At 46.7% G+C, this 23,127-nt stretch carries 14 protein-coding genes and 1 other annotated feature; of the genes, 12 read left to right on the top strand and 2 right to left on the bottom strand.

Annotation, left to right across the window (positions count from 1 at the left end):
- Positions 1 to 26 precede the first annotated feature (26 nt).
- A complete protein-coding gene (locus MKZ16_RS08320; protein WP_249267705.1) occupies positions 27 to 923 on the bottom strand; it encodes an AraC family transcriptional regulator in 897 nt (298 codons plus the stop codon).
- 188 nt (positions 924 to 1,111) lie between these two features.
- Between MKZ16_RS08320 and MKZ16_RS08325 the strand changes: the two genes are divergently transcribed.
- The 11 genes from MKZ16_RS08325 to pulA all read left to right on the top strand — a co-directional run bounded on the left by MKZ16_RS08325 (position 1,112) and on the right by pulA (position 19,414).
- Positions 1,112 to 2,287: a galactokinase gene (locus tag MKZ16_RS08325; RefSeq protein WP_076104934.1), complete on the top strand. Its 1,176-nt coding sequence runs from the start codon at positions 1,112 to 1,114 to the stop codon at positions 2,285 to 2,287.
- A 4-nt stretch (positions 2,288 to 2,291) separates the two neighbouring features.
- Entirely contained in the window at positions 2,292 to 3,278 is a 987-nt protein-coding gene (galE, locus tag MKZ16_RS08330; protein ID WP_036680993.1) for a UDP-glucose 4-epimerase GalE, read from the top strand.
- Positions 3,279 to 3,332: 54 nt separating this feature from the next.
- Positions 3,333 to 4,913: a UDP-glucose--hexose-1-phosphate uridylyltransferase gene (locus MKZ16_RS08335; protein ID WP_076104935.1), complete on the top strand. Its 1,581-nt coding sequence runs from the start codon at positions 3,333 to 3,335 to the stop codon at positions 4,911 to 4,913.
- A 163-nt stretch (positions 4,914 to 5,076) separates the two neighbouring features.
- The gene (locus tag MKZ16_RS08340) at positions 5,077 to 6,240 is read left to right on the top strand and encodes an iron-containing alcohol dehydrogenase (protein WP_076104936.1); all 1,164 of its coding nucleotides are present in this window, start codon (positions 5,077 to 5,079) and stop codon (positions 6,238 to 6,240) included.
- Positions 6,241 to 8,834: 2,594 nt separating this feature from the next.
- Positions 8,835 to 9,371: a hypothetical protein gene (locus MKZ16_RS08345; RefSeq protein WP_036683577.1), complete on the top strand. Its 537-nt coding sequence runs from the start codon at positions 8,835 to 8,837 to the stop codon at positions 9,369 to 9,371.
- On the top strand, positions 9,371 to 10,954 hold the full coding sequence (locus MKZ16_RS08350; protein ID WP_081383764.1) for a flotillin family protein: 1,584 nt from the start codon (positions 9,371 to 9,373) through the stop codon (positions 10,952 to 10,954). The genes MKZ16_RS08345 and MKZ16_RS08350 overlap by 1 nt, the downstream gene beginning before the upstream one ends.
- A 400-nt stretch (positions 10,955 to 11,354) precedes the next feature.
- Positions 11,355 to 12,233 (top strand): PRD domain-containing protein, encoded by an 879-nt coding sequence (locus MKZ16_RS08355; RefSeq protein ID WP_036683575.1) that lies wholly within the window; start codon positions 11,355 to 11,357, stop codon positions 12,231 to 12,233.
- A gap of 265 nt (positions 12,234 to 12,498) precedes the next feature.
- Positions 12,499 to 14,568, top strand: coding sequence for a glucose-specific PTS transporter subunit IIBC (ptsG, locus tag MKZ16_RS08360; protein ID WP_036683572.1), 2,070 nt, complete (start codon positions 12,499 to 12,501; stop codon positions 14,566 to 14,568).
- A 98-nt stretch (positions 14,569 to 14,666) separates the two neighbouring features.
- A complete protein-coding gene (locus MKZ16_RS08365; protein ID WP_036683569.1) occupies positions 14,667 to 14,942 on the top strand; it encodes an HPr family phosphocarrier protein in 276 nt (91 codons plus the stop codon).
- Positions 14,935 to 16,647, top strand: a complete 1,713-nt coding sequence (gene ptsP / locus MKZ16_RS08370; RefSeq protein ID WP_036683566.1) for a phosphoenolpyruvate--protein phosphotransferase — start codon at positions 14,935 to 14,937, stop codon at positions 16,645 to 16,647. The genes MKZ16_RS08365 and ptsP overlap by 8 nt, the downstream gene beginning before the upstream one ends.
- 379 nt (positions 16,648 to 17,026) lie before the next feature.
- Positions 17,027 to 19,414 (top strand): type I pullulanase, encoded by a 2,388-nt coding sequence (gene pulA / locus MKZ16_RS08375; RefSeq protein ID WP_076104005.1) that lies wholly within the window; start codon positions 17,027 to 17,029, stop codon positions 19,412 to 19,414.
- Positions 19,415 to 19,477: 63 nt separating this feature from the next.
- On the opposite strand, the gene MKZ16_RS08380 is transcribed toward pulA, so the two are convergent.
- A complete protein-coding gene (locus MKZ16_RS08380; protein WP_081386519.1) occupies positions 19,478 to 21,097 on the bottom strand; it encodes a sensor domain-containing diguanylate cyclase in 1,620 nt (539 codons plus the stop codon).
- Positions 21,098 to 21,680: 583 nt separating this feature from the next.
- Positions 21,681 to 21,966: a binding site (T-box leader), on the top strand.
- A gap of 60 nt (positions 21,967 to 22,026) precedes the next feature.
- Between MKZ16_RS08380 and pheS the strand changes: the two genes are divergently transcribed.
- A complete protein-coding gene (gene pheS, locus MKZ16_RS08385) occupies positions 22,027 to 23,061 on the top strand; it encodes a phenylalanine--tRNA ligase subunit alpha (protein WP_038569531.1) in 1,035 nt (344 codons plus the stop codon).
- The last annotated feature ends 66 nt before the right edge of the window (positions 23,062 to 23,127 follow it).

A 23,127-nucleotide genomic window follows, 5' to 3' on the forward strand; every position in this document is an offset into this window, starting at 1 on the left:
GGTGGATTTATAAATTAAAGGTCAAACTAACGTTCAGGTTTCTCTGCTTGTCTCGTTGTAGTCATCCGGTAAGCCGTCGGTGACTGGGCACAAAACCGTTTGAATTGGCGAGAGAAGTATAAAGCATCGGTGAGCCCCACGGATGCTGCTACCTGTTCCACGGACAGCTCCGGTCGTTCACGCAGCAGCTGTCTGGACTTTTCAATACGCAGCTTCAGCAAGTAGGTCACCGGAGATAATCCGGTCTCTTGCTTAAATACACGGGACAGGTAGGCTCGATTATAACCCAGCGTATCACACATTTGTTCAATAGAGACCGGGTGCGCATATTGAGAAGCCATATAGTGGATCATTTGCTTCACAGTACGCTTAACCTGTGATTCTGTTCCGGGAAGACGGGAGAAGGAAGAGAGCAAATCAGCTGCCTCGCCGACAATGAGATAGAGATACCCAAGCGAAGTCAGATGGGCACTTTCTTTGTTGGCGTTGAAGGCTTGCATGATGCTGGACAGGGCACCTGGAATGAGGCTTTCACCTGTTGTGGTCACCACGGGTTGTTGTGGTGTGAACCCCGTCTGCAGCACCAGATCGTCAGCTTCGCTGCCAGTAAATGCTGCCCAGCGATAGCACCAGGGCTGATCTTTATCAGAGACGTAACTGACTAATTGTCCCGGATGGATCAAGAAGCAGTCTCCTTTACCCAACTCATATTTATGATGTTCTGTACGGAAAACGCCCGAGCCAGATTCTATGAAATGCAGCAAATAATAATCATAGATCTTGGGTCCAGCTTGATGCATGGGCAGTGTCTGACTCTGGCCGGCAAACAGCACATGAAGGTTCTGTTTATCGTAATACACGGGATTGGATCCTACGGAATAAGTATGCTCCATTTGGGACAGCCTTTCTTGTGTTAATGTCATTTAATGGCTTATAGTTTAGAGAGTAACAGTAATATATGTAATTATTATATTATGGGAAGTCACATTTATCCATACATTACACACATGATTGCATTATCAGAGGATGAGTGAATCTATTATAATGAGTACATAAAGAACGCTTTACTAATTCCCACTGGCTGAAGCAGCGAAAGGATGGAGTGGTATTAATGAGCATGCAGGAACTTAATAACAAATTTATTGAAAAATATGGGGTGAGCGGGGAAGAGGCTAAGGTGTTTTATGCACCAGGTCGTGTCAATCTCATCGGAGAGCACTTGGATTATAACGGCGGATATGTACTTCCCGCAGCTTTGGAATTCGGTACAACGCTGATTGTGCGTCCACGTAGTGACAGCAAAGTGAATTTTGCATCGACTAATTTTCCTTACGAAGCTTCTATTGATTATAGCGAAATTGGCAAGTCCAAAACTGGTGAATGGATTGACTATCCGATTGGGGTAATGGTTGAGCTGGATAAGAAAAGCACCCCGGTATCCAAAGGGTACGATCTGCTGTTCCATGGCGATATTCCGAATGGAGCAGGCTTGTCCTCCTCGGCATCTCTTGAAGTCGTTACTGCTTATGCGTTCCTGACTCTCGAAGGCGGCGATACAGACACTGTTGAGATTGCACTTTTGTCCCAGCGTGCGGAGAATCAGTACGTAGGTGTAAACTCCGGAATTATGGATCAGTTCGCAGTTGCTAACGGCAAACGCGATCATGCAATCCTGCTGATGTGCGACACACTTGAGTACAATTTGGTACCATTCATCACAGGTTCATACAAATTGGTTATCGGCAACACGAACAAACGCAGAGGGCTTGTAGATTCCAAGTACAATGAACGTCGTCAGCAGTGTGATGAAGCATTGGCTATTTTGCAAAAAGAAGTGCCTTCGCTAGCTTATCTGGCACAGCTCAATCGTGAACAGTTCGAAGCACATCAAGATAAAATCACAGACGAAATTGTAAGACGCCGCGCTCGCCATGTCGTGGAAGAGAATCAACGCGTGCTGGATTCCGTTGAGGTATTAAAAAACAATGATCTGAAGCAGTTTGGACAGTTCATGAATGATTCGCATGCGTCCTTGCGCGATTTGTATGAAGTTAGCTGTGCAGAGCTTGATATTATGGTTGAAGAAGCTGGACGTATCCCAGGTACACTCGGTTCCCGTATGACTGGCGCGGGTTTCGGAGGTTGTACAGTATCTTTGGTACATGAAGATGATATAGAACGTTTTATTCGTGAAGTTGGTGAAGCCTATACCACAAGATCTGGTTTGGTTGGCGAGTTCTACGTTTGCGGCATCGGTAATGGTGTCCAAGAATTGAAGGGAGTGTAATCAGATGGCGATTTTAGTAACAGGTGGAGCAGGGTATATTGGGTCTCATACTGTAGCGGAGCTGCTGGATCGTGGCGAAGAAGTGGTGGTCATCGACAATCTGCTAACAGGGCATCGTGAGGCGTTGCTGGGTGGCAAGCTGTACGAAGGTGATCTGCGTGATAAAGAACTGCTGGGTAAGCTGTTCGCTGAAAATGAGATTGAAGCGGTTATCCATTTTGCCGCAAGCTCGCTGGTCGGAGAAAGCATGAAGGACCCTGTAAAATATTACGACAACAATGTATATGGTACACAGTGTCTTTTGGAAGCTATGCAAAAAGCTGGCGTAAACAAGATCGTATTCTCGTCCACAGCTGCAACCTACGGCGAACCGGAAAAGGTGCCGATTGAAGAAACAGATCGCACTGAACCGGCCAATGTGTATGGAGAAACTAAGCTGACCATGGAACGGATGATGGCTTGGTTTGATAAAGTACTGGGCATCAAATATGTAGCATTGCGTTACTTCAATGCAGCTGGCGCACATGCCAGTGGCAAAATCGGTGAAGACCATCGTCCAGAAAGTCATTTGGTGCCGCTGGTATTGCAAACGGCTTTGAAGCAACGTGACAGTATCGCTGTTTTCGGAGATGACTATCCTACAGAAGACGGTACTTGTGTGCGCGACTACATCCATGTCAGCGATCTGGCTGACGCCCATGTTCGTGCGGTAACTTACCTGCGCAGCGGAAGCAGCAGCAATATTTTCAACCTGGGCAATGGACTTGGATTCTCGGTAAAACAGGTGATTGAAACGGCGAAGAAGGTTACTGGACTTGAAATTCCTGTAGTCATTCAAGAACGCCGTGCCGGCGATCCTGCTGTGCTGGTAGCTTCCTCCGACAAAGCGCGTAGCGTCCTTGGATGGAACCCGCAGCATGCAGATTTGGAAGATATCATTCAAAGTGCATGGAACTGGCACTCTGCCAATCCGCAAGGATACGGAGAATAAGGGACTTTAGGTTAGCTTATCTTGAACTTGAGACCCTACTTAAGGAGAATTAAAATGCACAACGAGAATAAGATTACGCCTGCTGGCCAGATAGCATTACATGCGATTGAGCAGCTTGTTCTGTTCGCACTGCGCCAGCAGCTTATAGCTCCATCCGATGAAGATTATAGCCGTAATGTGCTGCTCGAACAGTTTGGTTTCAGTGAGCCGCTTGTAGGTGACATCGATCAAAGTGCATTGGAAGGGCCGCAGGCTCCACTCGATGCACTGATTGATTATGGTTTTGAAATCGGATTGATCCCAGAGAATAGTGACACTTACCGTGACTTGCTGGACGCCAAGATTATGGGACTTCTCATGGCCCGTCCTTCGGATGTAAATGCTGAATTCTATAGTCTGACTGCTGAAAAAGGCATCTCCGCGGCTACAGACCGTTTTTATAAATTGAGCATTGATTCGAACTATATTCGGATGGATCGGATCTCCAAGAATGTCTACTGGCTGCAGGATTCGCCGTACGGAGACATTGAAATGACGATCAATTTGTCCAAGCCTGAGAAAAATCCGAAGGAAATTGCGATGGCTCGGCTGCTCCCGCCGCCAGTCTATCCGAAATGTCTGCTGTGCCGTGAGAATGTAGGTTATGCCGGACGGATCAATCATCCGCCGCGCCAGAACCTGCGTATCATTCCGCTTAACCTGAATAATGAAAAATGGTTCTTCCAATACTCGCCATATGTTTATTACAATGAGCACTGCATTGTATTCCATCATGATCATGTGCCAATGAAGCTTACCAAGGATACCTTGAAGCGGCTGCTTAGCTTCGTGGAATCATTTCCGCATTATTTTATTGGCTCAAATGCAGACTTGCCGATTGTTGGCGGCTCTATTCTGACGCATGACCATTTTCAGGGCGGACGCCACACGTTCCCGATTCAAAAAGCGCCTAAGGAAGATACATTTACACATGCTTCTTATCCGGGTGTCAGCATTAATATCGTAAAATGGCCGATGTCCGTATTGCGCTTAAATGGTGAAGATCCTGCGGTTCTACTGGAATGCGGAAATGCGCTTTATGAAGCTTGGAAAGCCTACAGCGATCCAGAGGCGGAAGTGCTAGCCTTTAGTGAGGTTGACGGTGAAGTACAACCTCATAATACCGTTACTCCTATCGTCCGCCGGGCCGAGGACGGCAGCTTCGAGATGGATCTTGTGCTGCGGAATAACCGGACTAATGAGCAATATCCTGAAGGGATTTTTCATCCACACCGGGAAATGCATCATATCAAAAAAGAAAACATCGGCTTGATTGAAGTTATGGGACTGGCGATTCTGCCGGGCCGTTTGAAGGAAGAACTTGATTCCATCGCAGGTATTCTTGCAGGAGATCAAGCGCTGTTAGAAGCGGTGAAGAATGACCCTAGTCATTCTCTTGCGCAGCATGCGGCTTGGATTCAGGAGCTGGTGGAGAGATTCGGAACTGCACTGCAACACGAGGAAGCGCTCAAGATTGTGCAGAACGAAGTTGGCATCAAGTTTACGCATATTCTTGAACACGCTGGCGTTTACAAACGGACTCCAGAAGGTCAAGCGGCTTTCCGCCGTTTTGTAACTAGCTTCGGTGCTTTGTAGTAAGTGAATTTAGATTTAAGGATGTCCTCAAGCCTATGGGCTTGGGGCATCTTTTTTTATTCGGAATGACGAAATCCAGCCACCTAATTTGAATGCGGGTAATCAGAGGTTTATAATACGAAGGAGTAAGACATTATGAATTAACTACTGGAGGTTTACACATATGCGTAAATTTGAATTTTATAATCCTACCAAGCTGATTTTTGGACAGGGTACCCTTGAAGCCTTGAAGACGGAGGTTCCTAAGTACGGTAAAAATGTGCTTTTGATGTACGGTGGTGGCAGTATCAAGCGCAGTGGTTTGTACGATAAAGTAGTTGCTGAGCTGAGTTCAATAGGCGCTACAGTGACTGAACTCTCTGGAGTAGAACCCAATCCACGTCTTTCCACAGTACATAAAGGCGTAGAGCTGTGCCGGGAGCATAATATTGACCTTGTTCTCGCAGTAGGGGGCGGAAGCGTATTGGACTGTGCAAAAGCTGTTGCTGTTGGAGCGAAATATGATGGTGATATGTGGGACTTTGTAGAGCGTAAAGCAGCGGCCCAAGACGCGCTTCCACTGGGCACAGTGCTGACAATGGCTGCTACGGGATCTGAAATGAATAACGGCTCTGTAATCACAAACGAGGTTACTAAGGAAAAAATGGGCTGGGGCAGCGTGCATGCCTACCCGGCATTTTCGATTCTTGATCCAGAGAACACTTTTTCTCTGCCACGTGATCAGACCGTTTATGGCATGGTGGATATCATGTCACATGTTCTGGAGCACTATTTCCATACAGACGGCAATACACCGGTACAAGACGGTTTCTGTGAAACTTTGCTGCGCACTGTAATTGAAACCGCGCCGAAGCTTATCAAAGATCTGAATAACTACGAGCTGCGTGAGACCATCATGTACTGCGGTACGATGGCGCTTAACGGAATGGTCAGCATGGGTTTTGCCGGAGATTGGGCGACTCATAATATCGAGCATGCAGTATCGGCTGTATACGATATTCCGCATGGCGGAGGTTTGGCGATTTTGTTCCCGCAATGGATGAAATATAACCTCAGCACAAACCCTGCACGTTTCCGCAAGCTTGCGGTAAATGTGTTCGGAGTTGATCCTGCTGGCAAGACTGATGAAGAAATCGGGTTGGAGGGTATCGAGGCTCTGCGTAATTTCTGGGATTCCATCGGTGCGCCGAAGACACTTGGTGATTATGATATTGATGACAGCGAGATCGGCAGTATGGCTGACAAGGCTGTTCGTTTCGGAGCGTTTGGTAATTTCCGCAAGCTTGAGCGTGAAGATGTAGTTGAGATTTATAAAATGGCTTTGTAAGTAACTCTTCTACGGAAAGAGACCATTTGTCTTTATTCAAGAAGCCGCAATAGAATGTCAAAGAAGCGGATCCTCCGTTAATGGAGGATCCGCTTTTTTGTGTTTATGGTCTAGTGTGACTTGCTCCTCTTGCACAACTTCACTCGCCCACGTCCCAAGTTCCGCTACCGCCGACTGCGCCTCCTATGCTTCTGACCGTAAACTCCGCTGCCGCTGCCCGCGCCTCCGCTGCCGCTGCCCGCGCCTCCGCTGCCGCTGCCCGCGCCTCCGCTGCCGCTGCCCGCGCCTCCGCTGCCGCTGCCCGCGCCTCCGCTGCCGCTGCCCGCGCCTCCGCTGCCGCTGCCCGCGCCTCCGCTGCCGCTGCCCGCGCCTCCGCTGCCGCTGCCCGCGCCTCCGCTGCCGCTGCCCGCGCCTCCGCTGCCGCTGCCCGCGCCTCCGCTGCCGCTGCCCGCGCCTCCGCTGCCGCTGCCCGCGCCTCCGCTGCCGCTGCCCGCGCCTCCGCTGCCGCTGCCCGCGCCTCCGCTGCCGCTGCCCGCGCCTCCGCTGCCGCTGCCCGCGCCTCCGCTGCCGTGCCCGCGCCTCCGCTGCCGCTGCCCGCGCCTCCGCTGCCGCTGCCCGCGCCTCCGCTGCCGCTGCCCGCGCCTCCGCTGCCGCTGCCCGCGCCTCCGCTGCCGCTGCCCGCGCCTCCGCTGCCGCTGCCCGCGCCTCCGCTGCCGCTGCCCGCGCCTCCGCTGCCGCTGCCCGCGCCTCCGCTGCCGCTGCCCGCGCCTCCACTGCCGCTGATCGCACCTCACTGCCGCTGATCGCACCTCACTGCCGCTGATCGCACCTCACTGCCGCTGATCGCACCTCACTGCCGCTGATCGCACCTCACTGCCGCTGATCGCACCTCACTGCCGCTGATCGCACCTCACTGCCGCTGATCGCACCTCACTGCCGCTGATCGCACCTCACTGCCGCTGATCGCACCTCACTGCCGCTGATCGCACCTCACTGCCGCTGATCGCACCTCACTGCCGCTGATCGCACCTCACTGCCGCTGATCGCACCTCATCAATCACTGTTCGCACCCGTAATCTAATCCGTCGACCGTCCTCGGGAGTCTTACGGACCCAGCTGACGTTATATGCGAATTTTCAGCCTTTTGAGCAAGTTTTCGGACACCAGAGACACTATTGCTTCGAAATGGCCTTATATTTGCTGGTTTTCATGCGAATAGAGACTATGCGGTCCGATAGCATGCCAAATGTCGGATAAATCGGCGAATAGGGTCTGCGGAGTCCGATGGGCCGAGGCGCGTAAGCAGTATAGTATCTTCATACGCGCGAGAGTGTTACCTAACAAACTAGGGTTTGTATGATCCCCACACGACTGATTCCTCTACCAATACACGCCTACCCTACGGACCTAGCTGACGTTATCTGCGAATTTTCAGCGTTTTGAGCAAGTTTTCGGACACCAGAGACACTATTGCTTCGAAATGGCCTTATATTTGCTGGTTTTCATGCGAATAGAGACTATGCGGTCCGATAGCATAACAAATGTCGGAAAAATCGGCGAATAGGGTCTGCTGAGTCCGATGGGCCGAGGCGCGTAAGCAGCATAGCCTCTTCATACGCGCGAGAGTGTTACCTAACCAACTAGGGTTTGTATGATCCCCACACGACTGATTCCTCTACCAATACACGCCTACCCTACGGACCTAGCTGACGTTATCTGCGAATTTCCAGCGTTTTGAGCAAGTTTTCGGACACCAGAGACACTATTGCTTCGAAATGGTCTTATATTGTTGTTTTTCATGCCAATAGAGACTATGCGGTCCGATAGCATAACAAATGTCGGAAAAATCGGCGAATAGGGTCTGTTGAGTCCGATGGGCCGAGGCGCGTAAGCAGCATAGCCTCTTCATACGCGCGAGAGTGTTACCTAACAAACTAGGGTTTGTAAGATCCCCACACGACTGATTCCTCTTCCAATATACGGCCTACCTTAGGACCCAGCTGACGCTATATGCGAATTTTCAGCCTTTTGGGCAAGTTTTCGGACACCAGAGACACTATTGCTTCGAAATGGCCTTATATTTGCTGGTTTTCATGCGAATAGAGACTATGCGGTCCGATAGCATAACAAATGTCGGAAAAATCGGCGAATAGGGTCTGTTGAGTCCGATTGGCCGAGGCGCCGAGGTGCGTAAGCAGCATAGCCTCTTCATACGCGCGAGAGTGTTACTCAACCAACTAGTGTTTGTAAGATCTCCTCACGACTGTTTCTTCTTCCAATACACGCCTACCCTACGGACCCAGCTGACGCTATATGCGAATTTTCAGCCTTTTGATCAAGTTTTCGGACACCAGAGACACTACAAATTTTGCTGTTTAGATTAAGTAACTTTCCAACAAAAATCAGCGCCTCAGCAACTATTGGACGGCTTTGGGACAACCCCATCGTATGTAATAAAACAGTGTCAATGTGCGCATGCTTATCCTCTGAATGGAACTTATTTGGGTGAATATCCAAAGATTGTGAAACCAAGGACCTACTTTGTACGTTTAATGTAATATGACAGTCCTGATTGAAGACAGGAGGAAACAAAAATGCAAACGCTGTATTTAGGCTGCTTGGCGCTAGGCGTCATATTTGCCATAGTCAGCGTCCTGGTGGGCGATGTGATCGGAGATGCCTTGCATGGGGCCTTTGATTTCGTATCTGTAGATTTTCTGAATCCCACCGTGCTGGCAGGAGGAATAACCGTGTTCGGCGGAGCGGGCATTCTTCTAACCCGGTACAGCGCTCTGGAAGCTGGGGCGATCATTGCTTTGTCTTTGTTAGCCGCCGCTTTTTTGGGAGTACTTATGTATCTAGGGGTGGTTAAGCCCATGGAAAAAAGCGAAATGTCCAATGGTTTCTCAATGAGTGATCTGCCTGGTAAGATCGGGGAAATCACAATTCCTGTTCCCGCCACTGGTTATGGTGAGATTATGGTAAAGTTTGGCGCCGGCAATAGCCTGCATACGGCAGCAAGCTTTGATCATGAGCTGCTTCCGGCAGGGATTAAAGTTGTTGTAGTGGAGGTTAGAGAAGGCGTTGCATTGGTGTCAGAATTCGAAAAGAGAAGAGGAGTGGATCTTTAATGTTCGGTATTCCTGAGTATTTGTTAGTCCCTGCTGTTGTCGTTGCTGTTTTGTTTGTGCTAGGTATCGCATTCTGGGCACGTTACAAAACGGTTGGACCCGATGAAGGGATGATCGTAACGGGGTCGTTCTTAGGGAAAAATCATATTTCAGACGATGGTTCTGGTCGTAAAATAAAGATTGTACGCGGGGGCGGTGCCTTTATACTCCCAGTCTTTCAGAAGGCTGAATTTATGTCGCTTCTTTCTCATAAACTCGATGTGACGACCCCGGAAGTATACACCGAACAAGGGGTTCCGGTTATTGCCGACGGCGTAGCGATCATTAAAGTGGGTAGCTCAACGGAAGATGTGGCGACAGCTGCTGAGCAATTTATGGGCAAACCGATTGAAGCACTGAAGAGCGAAGCACAAGAAGTTCTTGAAGGTCATCTGCGGGCCATTCTCGGTTCGATGACCGTTGAGGAAGTATATCGTAACCGTGACCGCTTTGCGCAAGAGGTTCAAGGCGTGGCGGCACGTGATCTTAAGAAAATGGGTCTGCAAATTGTTTCCTTTACCATCAAGGATGTGCGAGACAAACATGGATATCTAGAGGCACTGGGTAAACCGCGGATAGCTGCTGTGAAGCGGGATGCAGAGATCGCTGAAGCAGAAGCAGTGCGGGATGCGAGAATTCAAAAGGCAAACGCAGAAGAGCAAGGGCAAAAAGCTGAGCTGCTGCGGGATACGAATATTGCCGAAGCCTCTAAGGAAAACCAGCTTAAGGTGGCTGCGTTTAAACGGGATCAGGATACAGCGAAAGCGGAAGCCGACCAGGCTTATCATATTCAAGAGGCACGTGCAAAGCAGACCGTTGTTGAAGAACAGATGAAGGTTGAGCTGGTACGTAAGGAACGTGAAATCGATTTGCAAGCCAAAGAAATTCAAGTTCGCGAGAAGCAGTATGATGCTGAAGTGAAGAAAAAAGCAGAAGCGGATCGTTATGCAGTAGAGCAAGCGGCGGAAGCCGATAAGGCGAAGAGAATGCGTGAGGCAGATGCCTTGCAATATAGTATTGAAACGCAAGCAAAAGCGACATCTGAGCAGAAGCGTCTTGAAGGTCAAGCGATGGCGGATGCAGAGCTGGCTAAAGGTACAGCGGATGCTGAGGTTATCCGGTTGCGCGGTCTAGCGGAAGCAGAAGCCAAAGAGAAACTGGCGGAAGCTTTCCAGAAATTCGGCGAAGCAGCGGTGCTCGACATCATCGTCAAAATGCTGCCTGATTTGGCTGGCCAAATTGCGAAGCCGCTGGCATCTATTGATAAACTTACCGTTGTAGATACCGGTAATGGGGAAGGTGCAGCCCGGGTCAGCAATTATGTGACTCAGCTAATGTCCACCGCTCCAGAGATGCTGAAGAGCGTCTCAGGGATTGATGTAGAGGCACTGATCAAGGGGCTGACCACTAAAGCTTCCGGAAGCAAAGGAGCATCAGTTACACCAACCGCAGCAGTTGCCCCTGCAACTTATATTCAGCCATCAGTAACATCCAGTGCAGCCAGCGAGACTTTAACTTCTCTGCCTGAACAAAAGGAAAAATAGTTTAATGCAAATTATATTGATTTAATTTACTTAAGGTATGACTGGCAAAGCTGCTGGTCATACCTTAATCTTTATGTGTTGATCTAAAACAGACAACATGATAAACAGCTCGTGCGTATACAGGTGATTTTTGGTGAAGGCTTATAGCTTATCGAAATACCATGGGAATTATTGTATAAATGGACATCGTCGCTTTCACTGGTGTTTAAAGATTTTTTCAGGTAAAATAAAAGCCTTTAAGGCTGTTCACTCTGATCTACTAGCTTAGTAAGGACACAGAGTGTTCTTCTAATATGCAATTCTTGGTGTTATGATGGTAGCAAAGCTTGTATTTATCGTACGATTTCTTATTGCGAATGCTGCTGGAAGTTAGGTGTTTAGAAATAAAAGAGGTGTCAAAATGAGTAGCATAACAGTGGCGAAGGTGTTAAATAACAACGTTATCATTGCCCAGCATCCTCAATATTCTGAGGTTGTAGTTATCGGTAAAGGGATAGGGTTTAACCGCAAGCTGCGTGATCAGATTAATCTATCCTCCGTGGAGAAGATGTTTATTCTTCGTAGCCAGGAGGAGCAGGAACAATATAAACAGCTTCTTCCCCAAGTGGATGAGAAGTTGATTGAGGTCGTTCAAGAAATAGTATTACATATTATGCATTGTAACCGTCAGCCGCTTAATGAGCATATTCACATTGCACTTACCGACCATATTTCTTTTGCTATCCGTCGTTTTGAACAAGATATCCCAATTCATAATCCATTTTTGTATGAAACTAAGGAGATTTATCCTGAGGAATATAAGATGGCAGAATATGCGATTGGACGGATCAATGAGGCTATGGGCGTGGAATTGCCGGTGGATGAGATAGGTTTTGTGGCTCTTCATATTGTCAGCGCACTTAGTAATAGGCAAATTTCCGAGGTTAGACAACATTCTCTCTTGATTGGAGAGCTGGTTGGGTTAGTCGAGAATTATCTGGACTATCGAATCCCACGGGATTCACTTGATTACTCAAGACTGGTAACCCATCTGCGATTTGTTCTAGAAAGATTACGCCGTGGAGAGGCGGTACAAGAGACCTCAACCCTGGATGGACTCATGAAACGGGAGTATCCTGAGATGTATTCGTTGGCTTGGAAATTAACAAAAATTATCGAACAGCGTGTGCGAATTCCCGTGTATCAAGCTGAGGTAAGTTATTTGACGATTCACCTGCAGCGTATTGCCCAGAAAAAAGTGGACGAACAAGATATGGACAAGAATGGTGAAGCTCCTTAAAGTGCAAAAGTTGTAACAAATCATGGTTTCAAAAAAAACGCTTGCTACTTAAAAAAAACGATGCTACAATGTTCACTGTCATCAACAAAACAGAATATCGAGCGTGTAACTGATTCGATCAGGCATGAGTGAATTACAGTATTTTGGTTGTTAACCCCCTTCTTGGGGCAATCTAACGATAGCGTTAGATTACAACTTCTATACTGTGTTGCTCATGCCTTTTTTGGCATCTGTTTTAGTGAAATTAATGAAAGGAGTAACCTAAATGTTTAAAAAGTTGTTTGGTGTTTTACAAAGAGTTGGTAAAGCTCTGATGCTTCCAGTAGCTATTCTGCCTGCGGCAGGTTTGCTTCTTGGAATAGGAAACATGCTGGTAAACCCAGACTTCCTGCAATATGTTCCAGCACTGGAGAACCATGTTGTTCAGGCTGTTGCCAATGTATTGATGAATTCAGGACAAATTGTATTTGATAATCTAGCCTTACTCTTCGCGGTGGGGGTTGCGATAGGTTTAGCCGGGGGTGAAGGTGTTGCGGGTCTAGCTGCCATTATCGGTTTCCTCGTAATGAACATTACGATGGGTACAGTTATTGGTGTTAATGATTACGTTCTAAGCCAAGGCGACTTCTCGTATGCCAGCGTATTAGGGATTCCAACACTGCAAACAGGGGTGTTTGGAGGTATACTCGTCGGTATATTGGCTTCGGCCATGTACAAGCGATTCTTCAAAATTGAGCTTCCTTCTTACCTAGGTTTCTTCGCAGGTAAACGTTTCGTACCGATTATGACGGCGGTAACAGCTCTAATCTTGGGCTTGTTACTGACAATAGTATGGCCACCTATTCAACATGGTCTGAACTATGTGTCACAAAGTATGATTGATACGAACAAAACGCTTGCAGCGTTTATCTTCGGAACGATCGAACGTTCGCTCATTCCTTTTGGACTGCATCACATTTTCTACTCTCCATTCTGGTATGAATTTGGTACCTACGTTGATAAAGCTGGAGAATTGGTACGTGGTGACCAACGGATCTTCATGCAGCAGCTTCGCGATGGAGTAGACTTCACAGCAGGGACATTTACTACGGGTAAATATCCATTCATGATGTTTGGTCTTCCAGCAGCGGCTTTGGCTATCTATCATGAAGCTAAACCTCAGAATAAAAAGATCGTCGGAAGTTTGATGATTTCCGCGGCATTGACATCGTTCTTGACAGGGATTACTGAGCCGCTCGAATTCTCGTTCCTATTCGTGGCTCCATTGCTGTTCGCTGTACATGCTGTGTTTGCAGGTCTGTCCTTTATGACTATGCATATTCTTGATGTTAAAATCGGCATGACATTCTCGGGTGGTTTTATCGATTTTGTGCTCTTCGGTATTATCCCGAACCGTACAGCTTGGTGGCTGGTTATTCCGGTAGGTCTGGCCCTTGCCTTAATTTATTACTTCGGCTTCCGGTTTGTAATTCGGAAATTCAATCTTATGACACCGGGTCGTGAAGAAGATACGAATGAAGAAGAAGAAGTGAATACGGAGTCTGTCTCCAGAGCCGGTGATGATCTACCGCGGAACATTTTGTCCGCTCTAGGTGGTAAAGAAAACATCACTCATCTAGACGCTTGTATTACCCGCCTTCGTGTTGAAGTTAAAGATAAGGCAGGCGTAGACAAGAACCGTCTTAAGAAACTTGGTGCATCAGGTGTGCTGGAAGTGGGTAATAACGTTCAAGCGATTTTTGGCACACGTTCAGATACGATTAAATCGCAGATTCAAGATGTAATTAACGGAAAGACACCTGCGGCTTCAGCAGCTCCAGTAGTGGTTACTCCAGAGCCAGAAGAAGAACAACAGGCAGGTGAAGCTGGTGAAGCGATTATCAAGGAAGATATCGTATCTCCAGTAAACGGTGAATTGTTGGATATCACAGAGGTGCCAGATCCAGTATTCTCCCAAAAAATGACGGGCGACGGCTTCGCGTTTCTATCCGAAGATGGGAAAATTGCTTCACCGGTTTACGGTAAGGTATTTAACGTGTTCCCGAGCAAACATGCCATCGGTATTATGTCTGACGGAGGCAAGGAAGTGCTCGTTCATATTGGGGTTAATACGGTTAAGCTTAAAGGTCAAGGCTTCACGGTATTAGTTGAAGAAGGCGATCTTGTAGCGGCTGGGCAACCGATTATGGAAGTGGATTTAGAGTATGTAAAAGCACATGCACCTTCTGTAATCTCACCTGTTATTTTCTCGAATTTACCAGAGGGCTCTTCTGTAACATTGAAGAAGCCGGGTAAGGTTTCTATAGGAGACCAAGACATCATTACGATTCAGTAAAAGTGCAAGGGCCGATGCTTCTTTGTTCATACAAGGAAGCGAAGCTTTCACTATAAATTTAAAATACTCTAATAACAGAAAGCGAGTTGGATAATATTATGCAAAAAACATTCAGAATTGTCGATGAAGATGGAATTCACGCACGTCCAGCAACTGCCTTGGTAAATACAGCGACAAAATTCAAAGGTACAGAAGCATTTGCAGAAGCTAAAGGTAAAAAAGTAACTTTGAAATCCATTCTTGGCGTATTGTCATTGGGCCTTGAAGCTGGAGATACTTTGTCTTTGATTACTGAAGGAAGCGAAGAAGCAGAAGCTTTGAACGCTCTTCAAGAAGTAATGATTAAAGAAGGGCTAGGGGAAATCCATGAATAAGATTTCAGGAATCGCGGCTTCAGCAGGGATTGCAGTAGCCCGTGCTTTTATCCTGAAACATCCGGATTATACGATTACGAAGACAGGTATCAGTGATACTGAAGCAGAAGTCGCTAAGTTGAATGATGCACTCGCCAAATCAAGAGTGGAGCTGCAAACGATTAAAGAGCGTACTTTGGCAGAGCTGGGGGAGAAAAAGGCTGAGATTTTCGAATCACATCTGCTTATTCTTGATGACCCAGAGCTGATCAATCCCGTAATTGATAAAATCCGTGAGGAATCGGTTAACGCGGACTATGCGCTAAACGAAGTGGCTACACAATTTATTGAAATGTTCGAAAATATGAAGAGTGCCTATCTGCAGGAACGTGCAGCTGACATGCGTGATGTTACCAAGCGTTTGCTGAACCACCTGCTGGGCATTCATTATGTAAGTCCTGCAGAAATCAGTGAAGAAGTAATCGTGATTGCTCAAGATCTAACACCATCGGATACAGCACAGCTTAATCGTAAGTTCGTTAAAGGCTTCACAACGAACATTGGTGGACGGACTTCCCACTCTGCGATTATGGCACGTTCTTTGGAAATTCCAGCGGTTGTTGGAACTAAAACGGTTCTGTCCGAAGTGAATTCTGGCGATTTGGTGATTGTCGATGGTCTGAATGGGGACGTTCTGATCAATCCTAGCGAAGCTGAAGTGGCAGAGTACACTCGCAAGCAGGAAGCTTACGACTTGCAAATCGCAGAATGGAAGAAACTTCGCGACGAACCAACAGTATCAGCAGACGGTAAACATGTTGAGCTAGCTGCCAATATTGGTACACCAAATGATGTGAATGGTGTAATTGAGAATGGTGGCGAAGGTGTAGGTCTGTACCGCACTGAGTTCCTTTACATGGGTCGCGATAAGCTGCCTTCTGAGGAAATCCAATATAACGCCTACCGTACTGTACTTGAGAACATGAAGGGTAAGCCGGTAGTCGTACGTACCCTGGATATCGGTGGCGATAAAGAGCTGCCTTATCTGGACCTTCCGAAGGAAATGAATCCTTTCCTTGGTTTCCGTGCGATCCGTCTGTGCTTGGATCGTCAGGATATTTTCCGTACTCAACTACGTGCATTACTAAGAGCAAGTGTTCACGGGGATCTTCGCATTATGTTCCCTATGATAGCTACGCTTGGTGAATTCCGTGCTGCGCGTGATCTTTTGCTCGAAGAGAAAGCTAAGCTTCGGGAAGAAGGTAAGGAAGTATCAGACAACATTCAGCTCGGCATAATGGTTGAGATTCCATCAACTGCTGTACTGGCTGACCAGTTTGCTAAGGAAGTTGATTTCTTCAGTATCGGTACGAATGATCTTATTCAATATACAATGGCTGCTGACCGTATGAATGAACAGGTATCTTACCTGTATCAGCCTTACAATCCAGCCATCCTGCGTTTGGTCAAAAATGTAATTGATGCAGCCCATGCAGAAGGTAAATGGACAGGGATGTGTGGTGAAATGGCTGGTGACGCAACAGCTATTCCGCTGCTACTGGGTCTTGGTCTTGACGAATTCAGCATGAGTGCAACTTCCATTCTGCCAGCGCGCAGTCAAATTTCTAAATTGTCGGCTGCCGACATGAAGGATTTGGCTGCAAAAGCTTTGCAGCTTGGCACGGCTGAAGAAGTAGCTGCACTTGTTCAAAGTATCGCTAAGTAACTTTTTACGCATGCATTAATCCGTTTTAGCGTTCTACTGTTTTCCAACTACTATTGCCGACTTCCGATGGCTGGAGGTCGGCTTTTTTATGTTTTTTAATCTATAATTTACTTTAATTCGACCTCATTTACTGTTCACTGTTTATTTTCTTTATTGCGCAGATGTCTATACCGATAGTATTAGTAATGAGCATAAAGTCGATAAGGAACCCAAACCTATAAATATGTCGTACATATAATAGTAAGGATCCATAGAAAGTTTATACTCCATTTGCCGACTTGCAGCGCTGTGCAAGTATTAATATGTAATGAATTGGTAATATATGGACTTATAAGCAACCCTACAGGTTAGGTGGGGAGCCATAGGATGGTGTTAATTCATGAGTAAAAATTATATAAATGCAGAATTGATGATGGAAGTCTATGAGGGTAAGGACTTAGGCTTGACGTATTCAACGGAGTACAGTGTCTTTAAAGTCTGGGCACCTACGGCTCTTGCTGTGTCCCTTGTCCTGTACGAAACAGGTGGTTATCAACTGAATAGTGAGTCACATAAGAGCGCTGTGGACAGTGGTCGGATTGTATATATGCAGCGTAGTAATGGCGGAGTCTGGCAGACCAAGTTATCAGGTGATCTAAAAGGGAAATATTATATGTACCGTGCTGTTTTTGCAGATGGTAATGTGACAGAAGCAGTAGATCCTTATGCAACAGCCGTATCAGCTAATGGTTTAAGATCGGCAATCGTTAATTTGCAGGATACGAATCCAGAACATTGGGATCAGGATGTAGCGCCTCCGTTACAGCATCCTGCCGACGCAGTGATTTATGAACTGCATGTTCGTGACTTTTCCTCACATGAGAGCTCTGGTATGTATTATAAGGGTAAATTCAAAGCATTTACCGAATTTGGATTAAAGGATCCGGCAGGAAATACAGTGGGGATTGATCATCTGGCTGAATTAGGGATTACCCATGTTCATCTGATGCCGGTATTTGATTTTCAGACCGTGGATGAGCTGAAGGTGGTTAATCGGGGTTCCTCCATAGCTAATGTGGACTACAATTGGGGGTATGATCCCCAGCATTATAATGTACCTGAAGGATCTTACAGCACCGATCCTGCCAATCCTGGCTTGCGGATCCGTGAATTTAAAGAGATGGTGCAGGCCTTGCACAGCCGCGGGATCGCGGTAATTATGGATGTCGTTTACAACCACACTTATGCTGTGGAGAATGGACCTTTTGAGCCGCTTGTCCCAGATTATTTCTATCGCCGCGATTTTATGGGACGTTTGTCGAATGGCTCCGGGGTTGGCAATGAGCTGGCTACAGAACGTCCGATGGTCCGTAAATTTATTAAAGACTCCCTATCTTATTGGGCTGCGGAATATCATATCGATGGTTTCCGGTTTGATCTGATGGGTCTGATGGACAGTGTTACCATGCGGGAGATTACGGAAGAGCTCCGTCTAGAAGTGAATCCGAATCTGTTGCTTTACGGTGAACCTTGGACGGGTGGAGATTCTCCGCTGGCCACTAAAACGCTAAAAGGTGTACAACGGGGCAAGGGTTATGCTGTCTTCAACGATAACTTTCGTTCAGCGATCAAAGGGGATAGTGATGGCTTCGGAAGAGGGTTCGTGACAGGCGAATATGGCAAAGAAGGTGCTATTGCAGCCGGAATTAAAGGAGCAATTCATGAGTTTACGGACTCGCCTGTGGAATCTGTGAACTATGTAACTGCCCATGATAATTTGAATTTATGGGATAAGTTGCTTATCGTTCAAGGGGGGAGCCAGAAAGCTGATTTTCCGGTAATCGCCAACATGGATAACGAGGATCTGGAAGATGCAGTGGCCCTTGCCAATCCATACGTGAATGTAGATCCGGAGAACATTCTCGGTAATGAAACTGTACGTCGTTCCTTGCTTGCTAACGGAATTATTCTGACATCGCAAGGGATACCTTTCCTGCATGCTGGAGATGAGCTCCTGCGCAGTAAATTTGGAGATCATAACAGCTACCGAAGCGGTGACGCGATCAACTCGATCCGCTGGAATATGAAAAGCGTATTTAAGCCCGTATTTCAATATTATAAAGGCCTGATCGAGCTGCGGCGCACACATCCGGCATTTCGTCTGCATGGCCGCCAGGAAATTGAACGTTCGTTGGAATTTCTGCGATGTGATGGCGGAATAGTATCGTATCTTCTTAGAGGCCATGCAGGAGGCGATCTTTGGAACAATATAACCGTTATCTTCAATGCTAATAATGATCGAATGACGGTGGCTCTTCCTGAGATTTCTAACGGGTGGAGTATAGTAGTAGACCATACCCGTGCCGGGATAGAAGCCATCCGCAGAATCGAAGGCAATGAGGTAGAAGTGGAAGGGTTGTCGATGATGGTCCTTTATGATGAATGTGGTGAGCCAGCCCCACGCTCTAAAATCATCGAAATACACTATGAACGCCCTGATCAGAATTACCAAGGCTGGAATCTTTGGGTTTGGGATACAGGAATCCAGGATGGACAATGCGATTTCCGTTATATGGAGAACGGGCGTGCAGTAGCCCGCATCGAAGTGCTGCCAGATACCCAATCAATTGGATATATTTTGCGGCTTAATGATTGGGAAGAAAAAGATGGAGACGGAGACCGCTTCATTGATTGTTCTACGAATGGAGAGTTAACCAAGGTCTTAGTCCGGGATCGTGAACAGGAGATTGATGGAATTTCAGAGGATCATCTTCGGTTAAGCAGTTAGTGGCAATACAAAAAAAAGCTGTTTCAGGGTTGATTGTATCCTGAGACAGCTTTTTATTTGGTTTTATGGTTTTACAATGGTCTGGTCAGCAAACTCTTCGTCCACAAGCTCATAGTAAAGATTGGCTTTATTGCCACCATGGTCTTTGGAGCGGTACATCGCCAAATCGGCGGCACGCAGCAGTTCATTGATACTGCTTCCATGTTCAGGAAATAAAGCTACTCCGATACTCGCGGAGGTGTGGAAGCTGGACCCGTTATCAACAGACCAAGACTTATTGAACAGTTTAAGTAACCGCTGCAGCGTTTCATCAAGCATCTCTGGAGAAGTGAATCGATGCAGTACAACTGCGAATTCATCTCCGCCGATCCGGAAGGCCTGACCTATTCCTTTGACTGTATGCTGAAGTTCACGGGAGAGCAGCTGAAGAAATTCGTCTCCAGCCAGATGGCCTAAGGTATCATTTAGCTGCTTGAATCTGTCACAATCCAGCAGGGCCAGTGCAATTTTTTGCTTCCGTTCTCCGGGTTGTGTGATAAGGTTCTCCATATACATTTTGAAATGAGCCCTGTTGGGAATCGCTGTTAAATGATCATAGAAGGCTAGCTTATGTAGTCGTTCTTCGTATTGTTTTCGCTGGGTAATTTCTCGAGATAACAGCATGAATTGTGCTGGGAATTTACGGCTGCCGAGAACAGGTGACACCTTAGTTTCAAGCCATACCCATTGGCCTTCTGCTCCGCGCATGCGCAGTTCTGAAATGCGCGGGGTTCCCTGAACCACGCTCTTTAATTTAGCCCAGGCAATCTCCGGTTCACGTATGTAGTTGGATAACGGATCTCCTTTTTTAGGCACATAGCCTAGAATACTGGAGTGTGAGGGGGAAGCGTATAGAATCAACCCGTTAGGATCCGTCAAAATAATGAAATCAGACATGGTTTCACCGATTAGCTGATAAAGTGTTTGTTCTTCCAGCATTTCATTCTGGAGCCAGATGATTTTGCGTCCAAGGTAAATAATGACCAGGAGAAACACAAGTAAGAGGAGCGAATATAGGGAGAACAAAGCGCTTTTTTTATCCTTAAAACCGTCCGTTACTTGCAAGGCGTAGTTGCCAATCAAGTCCTCTGCTTGATCGAGATGTGCTCTAGCTTCATTGAATTGCGAGTTTAGGGTGAGCGCAGAATATGAATCCGGATTCCAGCTACTCTTCGTCCGTTCCGTTATTAGCGTATGCCCTGAATTTTTCCACATGACAATGGTAGTTTCGAAGGAGCGCAGCTCGTTTTTTAATTCGGAAAGGATAATTCCACTTTGTTTCATATCACTGTAAGGTTTTTTTATAGCGTTGATATTTGCTCTTGCTAGACTTATTCGTTCCTGCGCTTGAAGATTATTATCTATAAACTCCGTAGTGAACTGTTCACCTTCCGCGGCTGTTAGGTTTGGACCCATTGCGATTTGCAAGGCTACAGCAGCTTGATGCAGATCACGATCGGCGCTCAGTATGAGCTTAGAGTTCTGATATATATCATCATAAAGAGAATCTGACAATCTATTAATAGTGTGATTTAAATAGAGTAGCGAGGACACGCTGATCCCGACCAGAAGGACGGAGATTGCAGCGAAGACATAGAATAGTTTGCGTGTTACCTTGAATTCGAAGAACCCTGCCACAGTCATCTTCTCCCTGTATAAGATGATTAAGTAAATCTATTGCTGCTTAAGTAGAACCTGCAGAAGTCAATCTATGGTCAGGCGTAATTTAACTCAGTCACTGATGTTTGAAGGTGCTTTTGGGAATAAAAGAGGTGTTGTATACATAGTGGGAAAACATAGGAAAGTGTACGTGTGAGTAAATGGTAGTTTCTAGTATATCAAGTATATAGGACGTGCTGCTTATAGAGCAATCTTTACTCATAATAATCCAAAAGACAAAATTTAAAGTTTAATGTATGGGCCTATTGAATTATCTATATTCAAACCGATGGATCCTATTACCCCACTCGATCATAAATGATACGGCTTACAGCTGCTGAAAAAAACTGCCCTTAGTCATAATGACTACAGGAAAGCTAATCATTCATTATTCGTTACGCAGTGCGTGAATGGGGTGAAGTCGTGCGGCTTTGTTCGCAGGCATCATTCCAAAAATCACGCCTGCCCGCCCCGATGCCAATCCAGCTTGTCAAAACGACAGATTTTGCATATAATAAAGAGACATATCTCTTGTAGTAAAGAGATACCTGACAATTAGCATGAATTGTGAAATGCAGTGATGGAGAAGAGTACACAGTGCCTGACTTACAGGGAGGAGACGCCGCGGATTGAGAGCGTTTCTAAGAAGCAGAGCTGTCGAAGTTCACTCCGGAGCAGTTCCCTGAATTCCTTAAGCTGTCTAATAGGGAAGGGTAGGGGATACCGGTCACAGACCGTTATTTCTGTATAAAGTGAGATAGGTATCTGTCCAGCCAAAAGAGGGAATGAAGCTCTTAAGGGGAACAGATCAGCTTGTCTAACAAGGGTGGTACCACGGTCTTTTCGTCCCTTACCGGGAGGAAAGGCCTTTTTTTGTTGAACTAGACAATGATTGAAGGGGGCTGTACACGGCCATGAAAGAGAAGTTGGAAGCATTGAAGGTTGAAGCGCTGGCTAAGCTGCAGGAGGTTATGGATCCGCAGGTACTAAATGATTTAAGAGTGAAGTATCTCGGTAAAAAAGGTGAGCTTACAGAGGTTCTGCGCGGTATGGGAGGACTTAGTGCTGAGGAGCGTCCGGTAATCGGGCAAGTGGCGAATCAGGTTCGCAGTGCTATTGAGGAGATTATCGGCGCGAAGCAGGAGGCTTTTCAAGAGCAGGAAACCCAGCAACGTTTGCAGGCTGAAAAAGTAGACGTAACCTTACCGGGTCGCCGTTTACAGCAAGGGGGCATTCACCCGCTTAGCAGAGTCGTACAGGAGATTGAGGATATTTTTATCGGCATGGGCTACCGTGTAGCTGAAGGTCCGGAAGTGGAGACCGATTATTATAACTTTGAAGCTCTAAATCTGCCTAAGAATCACCCGGCACGTGATATGCAGGATTCTTTCTATTTAACAGATGACCTGCTAATGCGCACTCAAACCTCGCCAGTACAGATTCGTACTATGCAGGCTATGAACGGTGAAGCTCCTGTTAAAATCATCTGTCCGGGTAAAGTATTCCGCCGTGATGATGATGATGCAACGCATTCCTTCCAGTTCCACCAAATCGAAGGTTTGGTCATTGGAAGTAACATTCGAATGAGTGATCTGAAGGGCACCCTGCAACAATTTGTGCAGGAGATGTTTGGACCGAATACAGGCATTCGTCTTCGTCCGAGCTTTTTCCCATTCACGGAGCCAAGTGTTGAAGTAGACGTAAGCTGCTTCAAATGTGGTGGCGATGGCTGCAGACTATGCAAGCAAAGTGGATGGTTAGAAATCCTTGGCGCAGGTATGGTACACCCGAATGTACTGAAAATGGGTGGCTATGATCCTGCTGAATACAGCGGCTTCGCCTTCGGAATGGGTGTAGAGCGGATTGCAATGCTTAAATACGGCATCGATGACATCCGTCATTTCTATAGTAATGATATGAGTTTTGTGAAGCAGTTCAAGGGCGTTTAGTTATTGTGGTGCGCTGGCTGATAGTGGCTGGAGAATGGGTTTTGGAGCATCTGATTTCCTTGTAGG

Origin of the sequence: Paenibacillus sp. FSL R5-0928, from assembly GCF_037970385.1 — a bacterium.
Classification (GTDB): domain Bacteria; phylum Bacillota; class Bacilli; order Paenibacillales; family Paenibacillaceae; genus Paenibacillus_AQ; species Paenibacillus_AQ odorifer.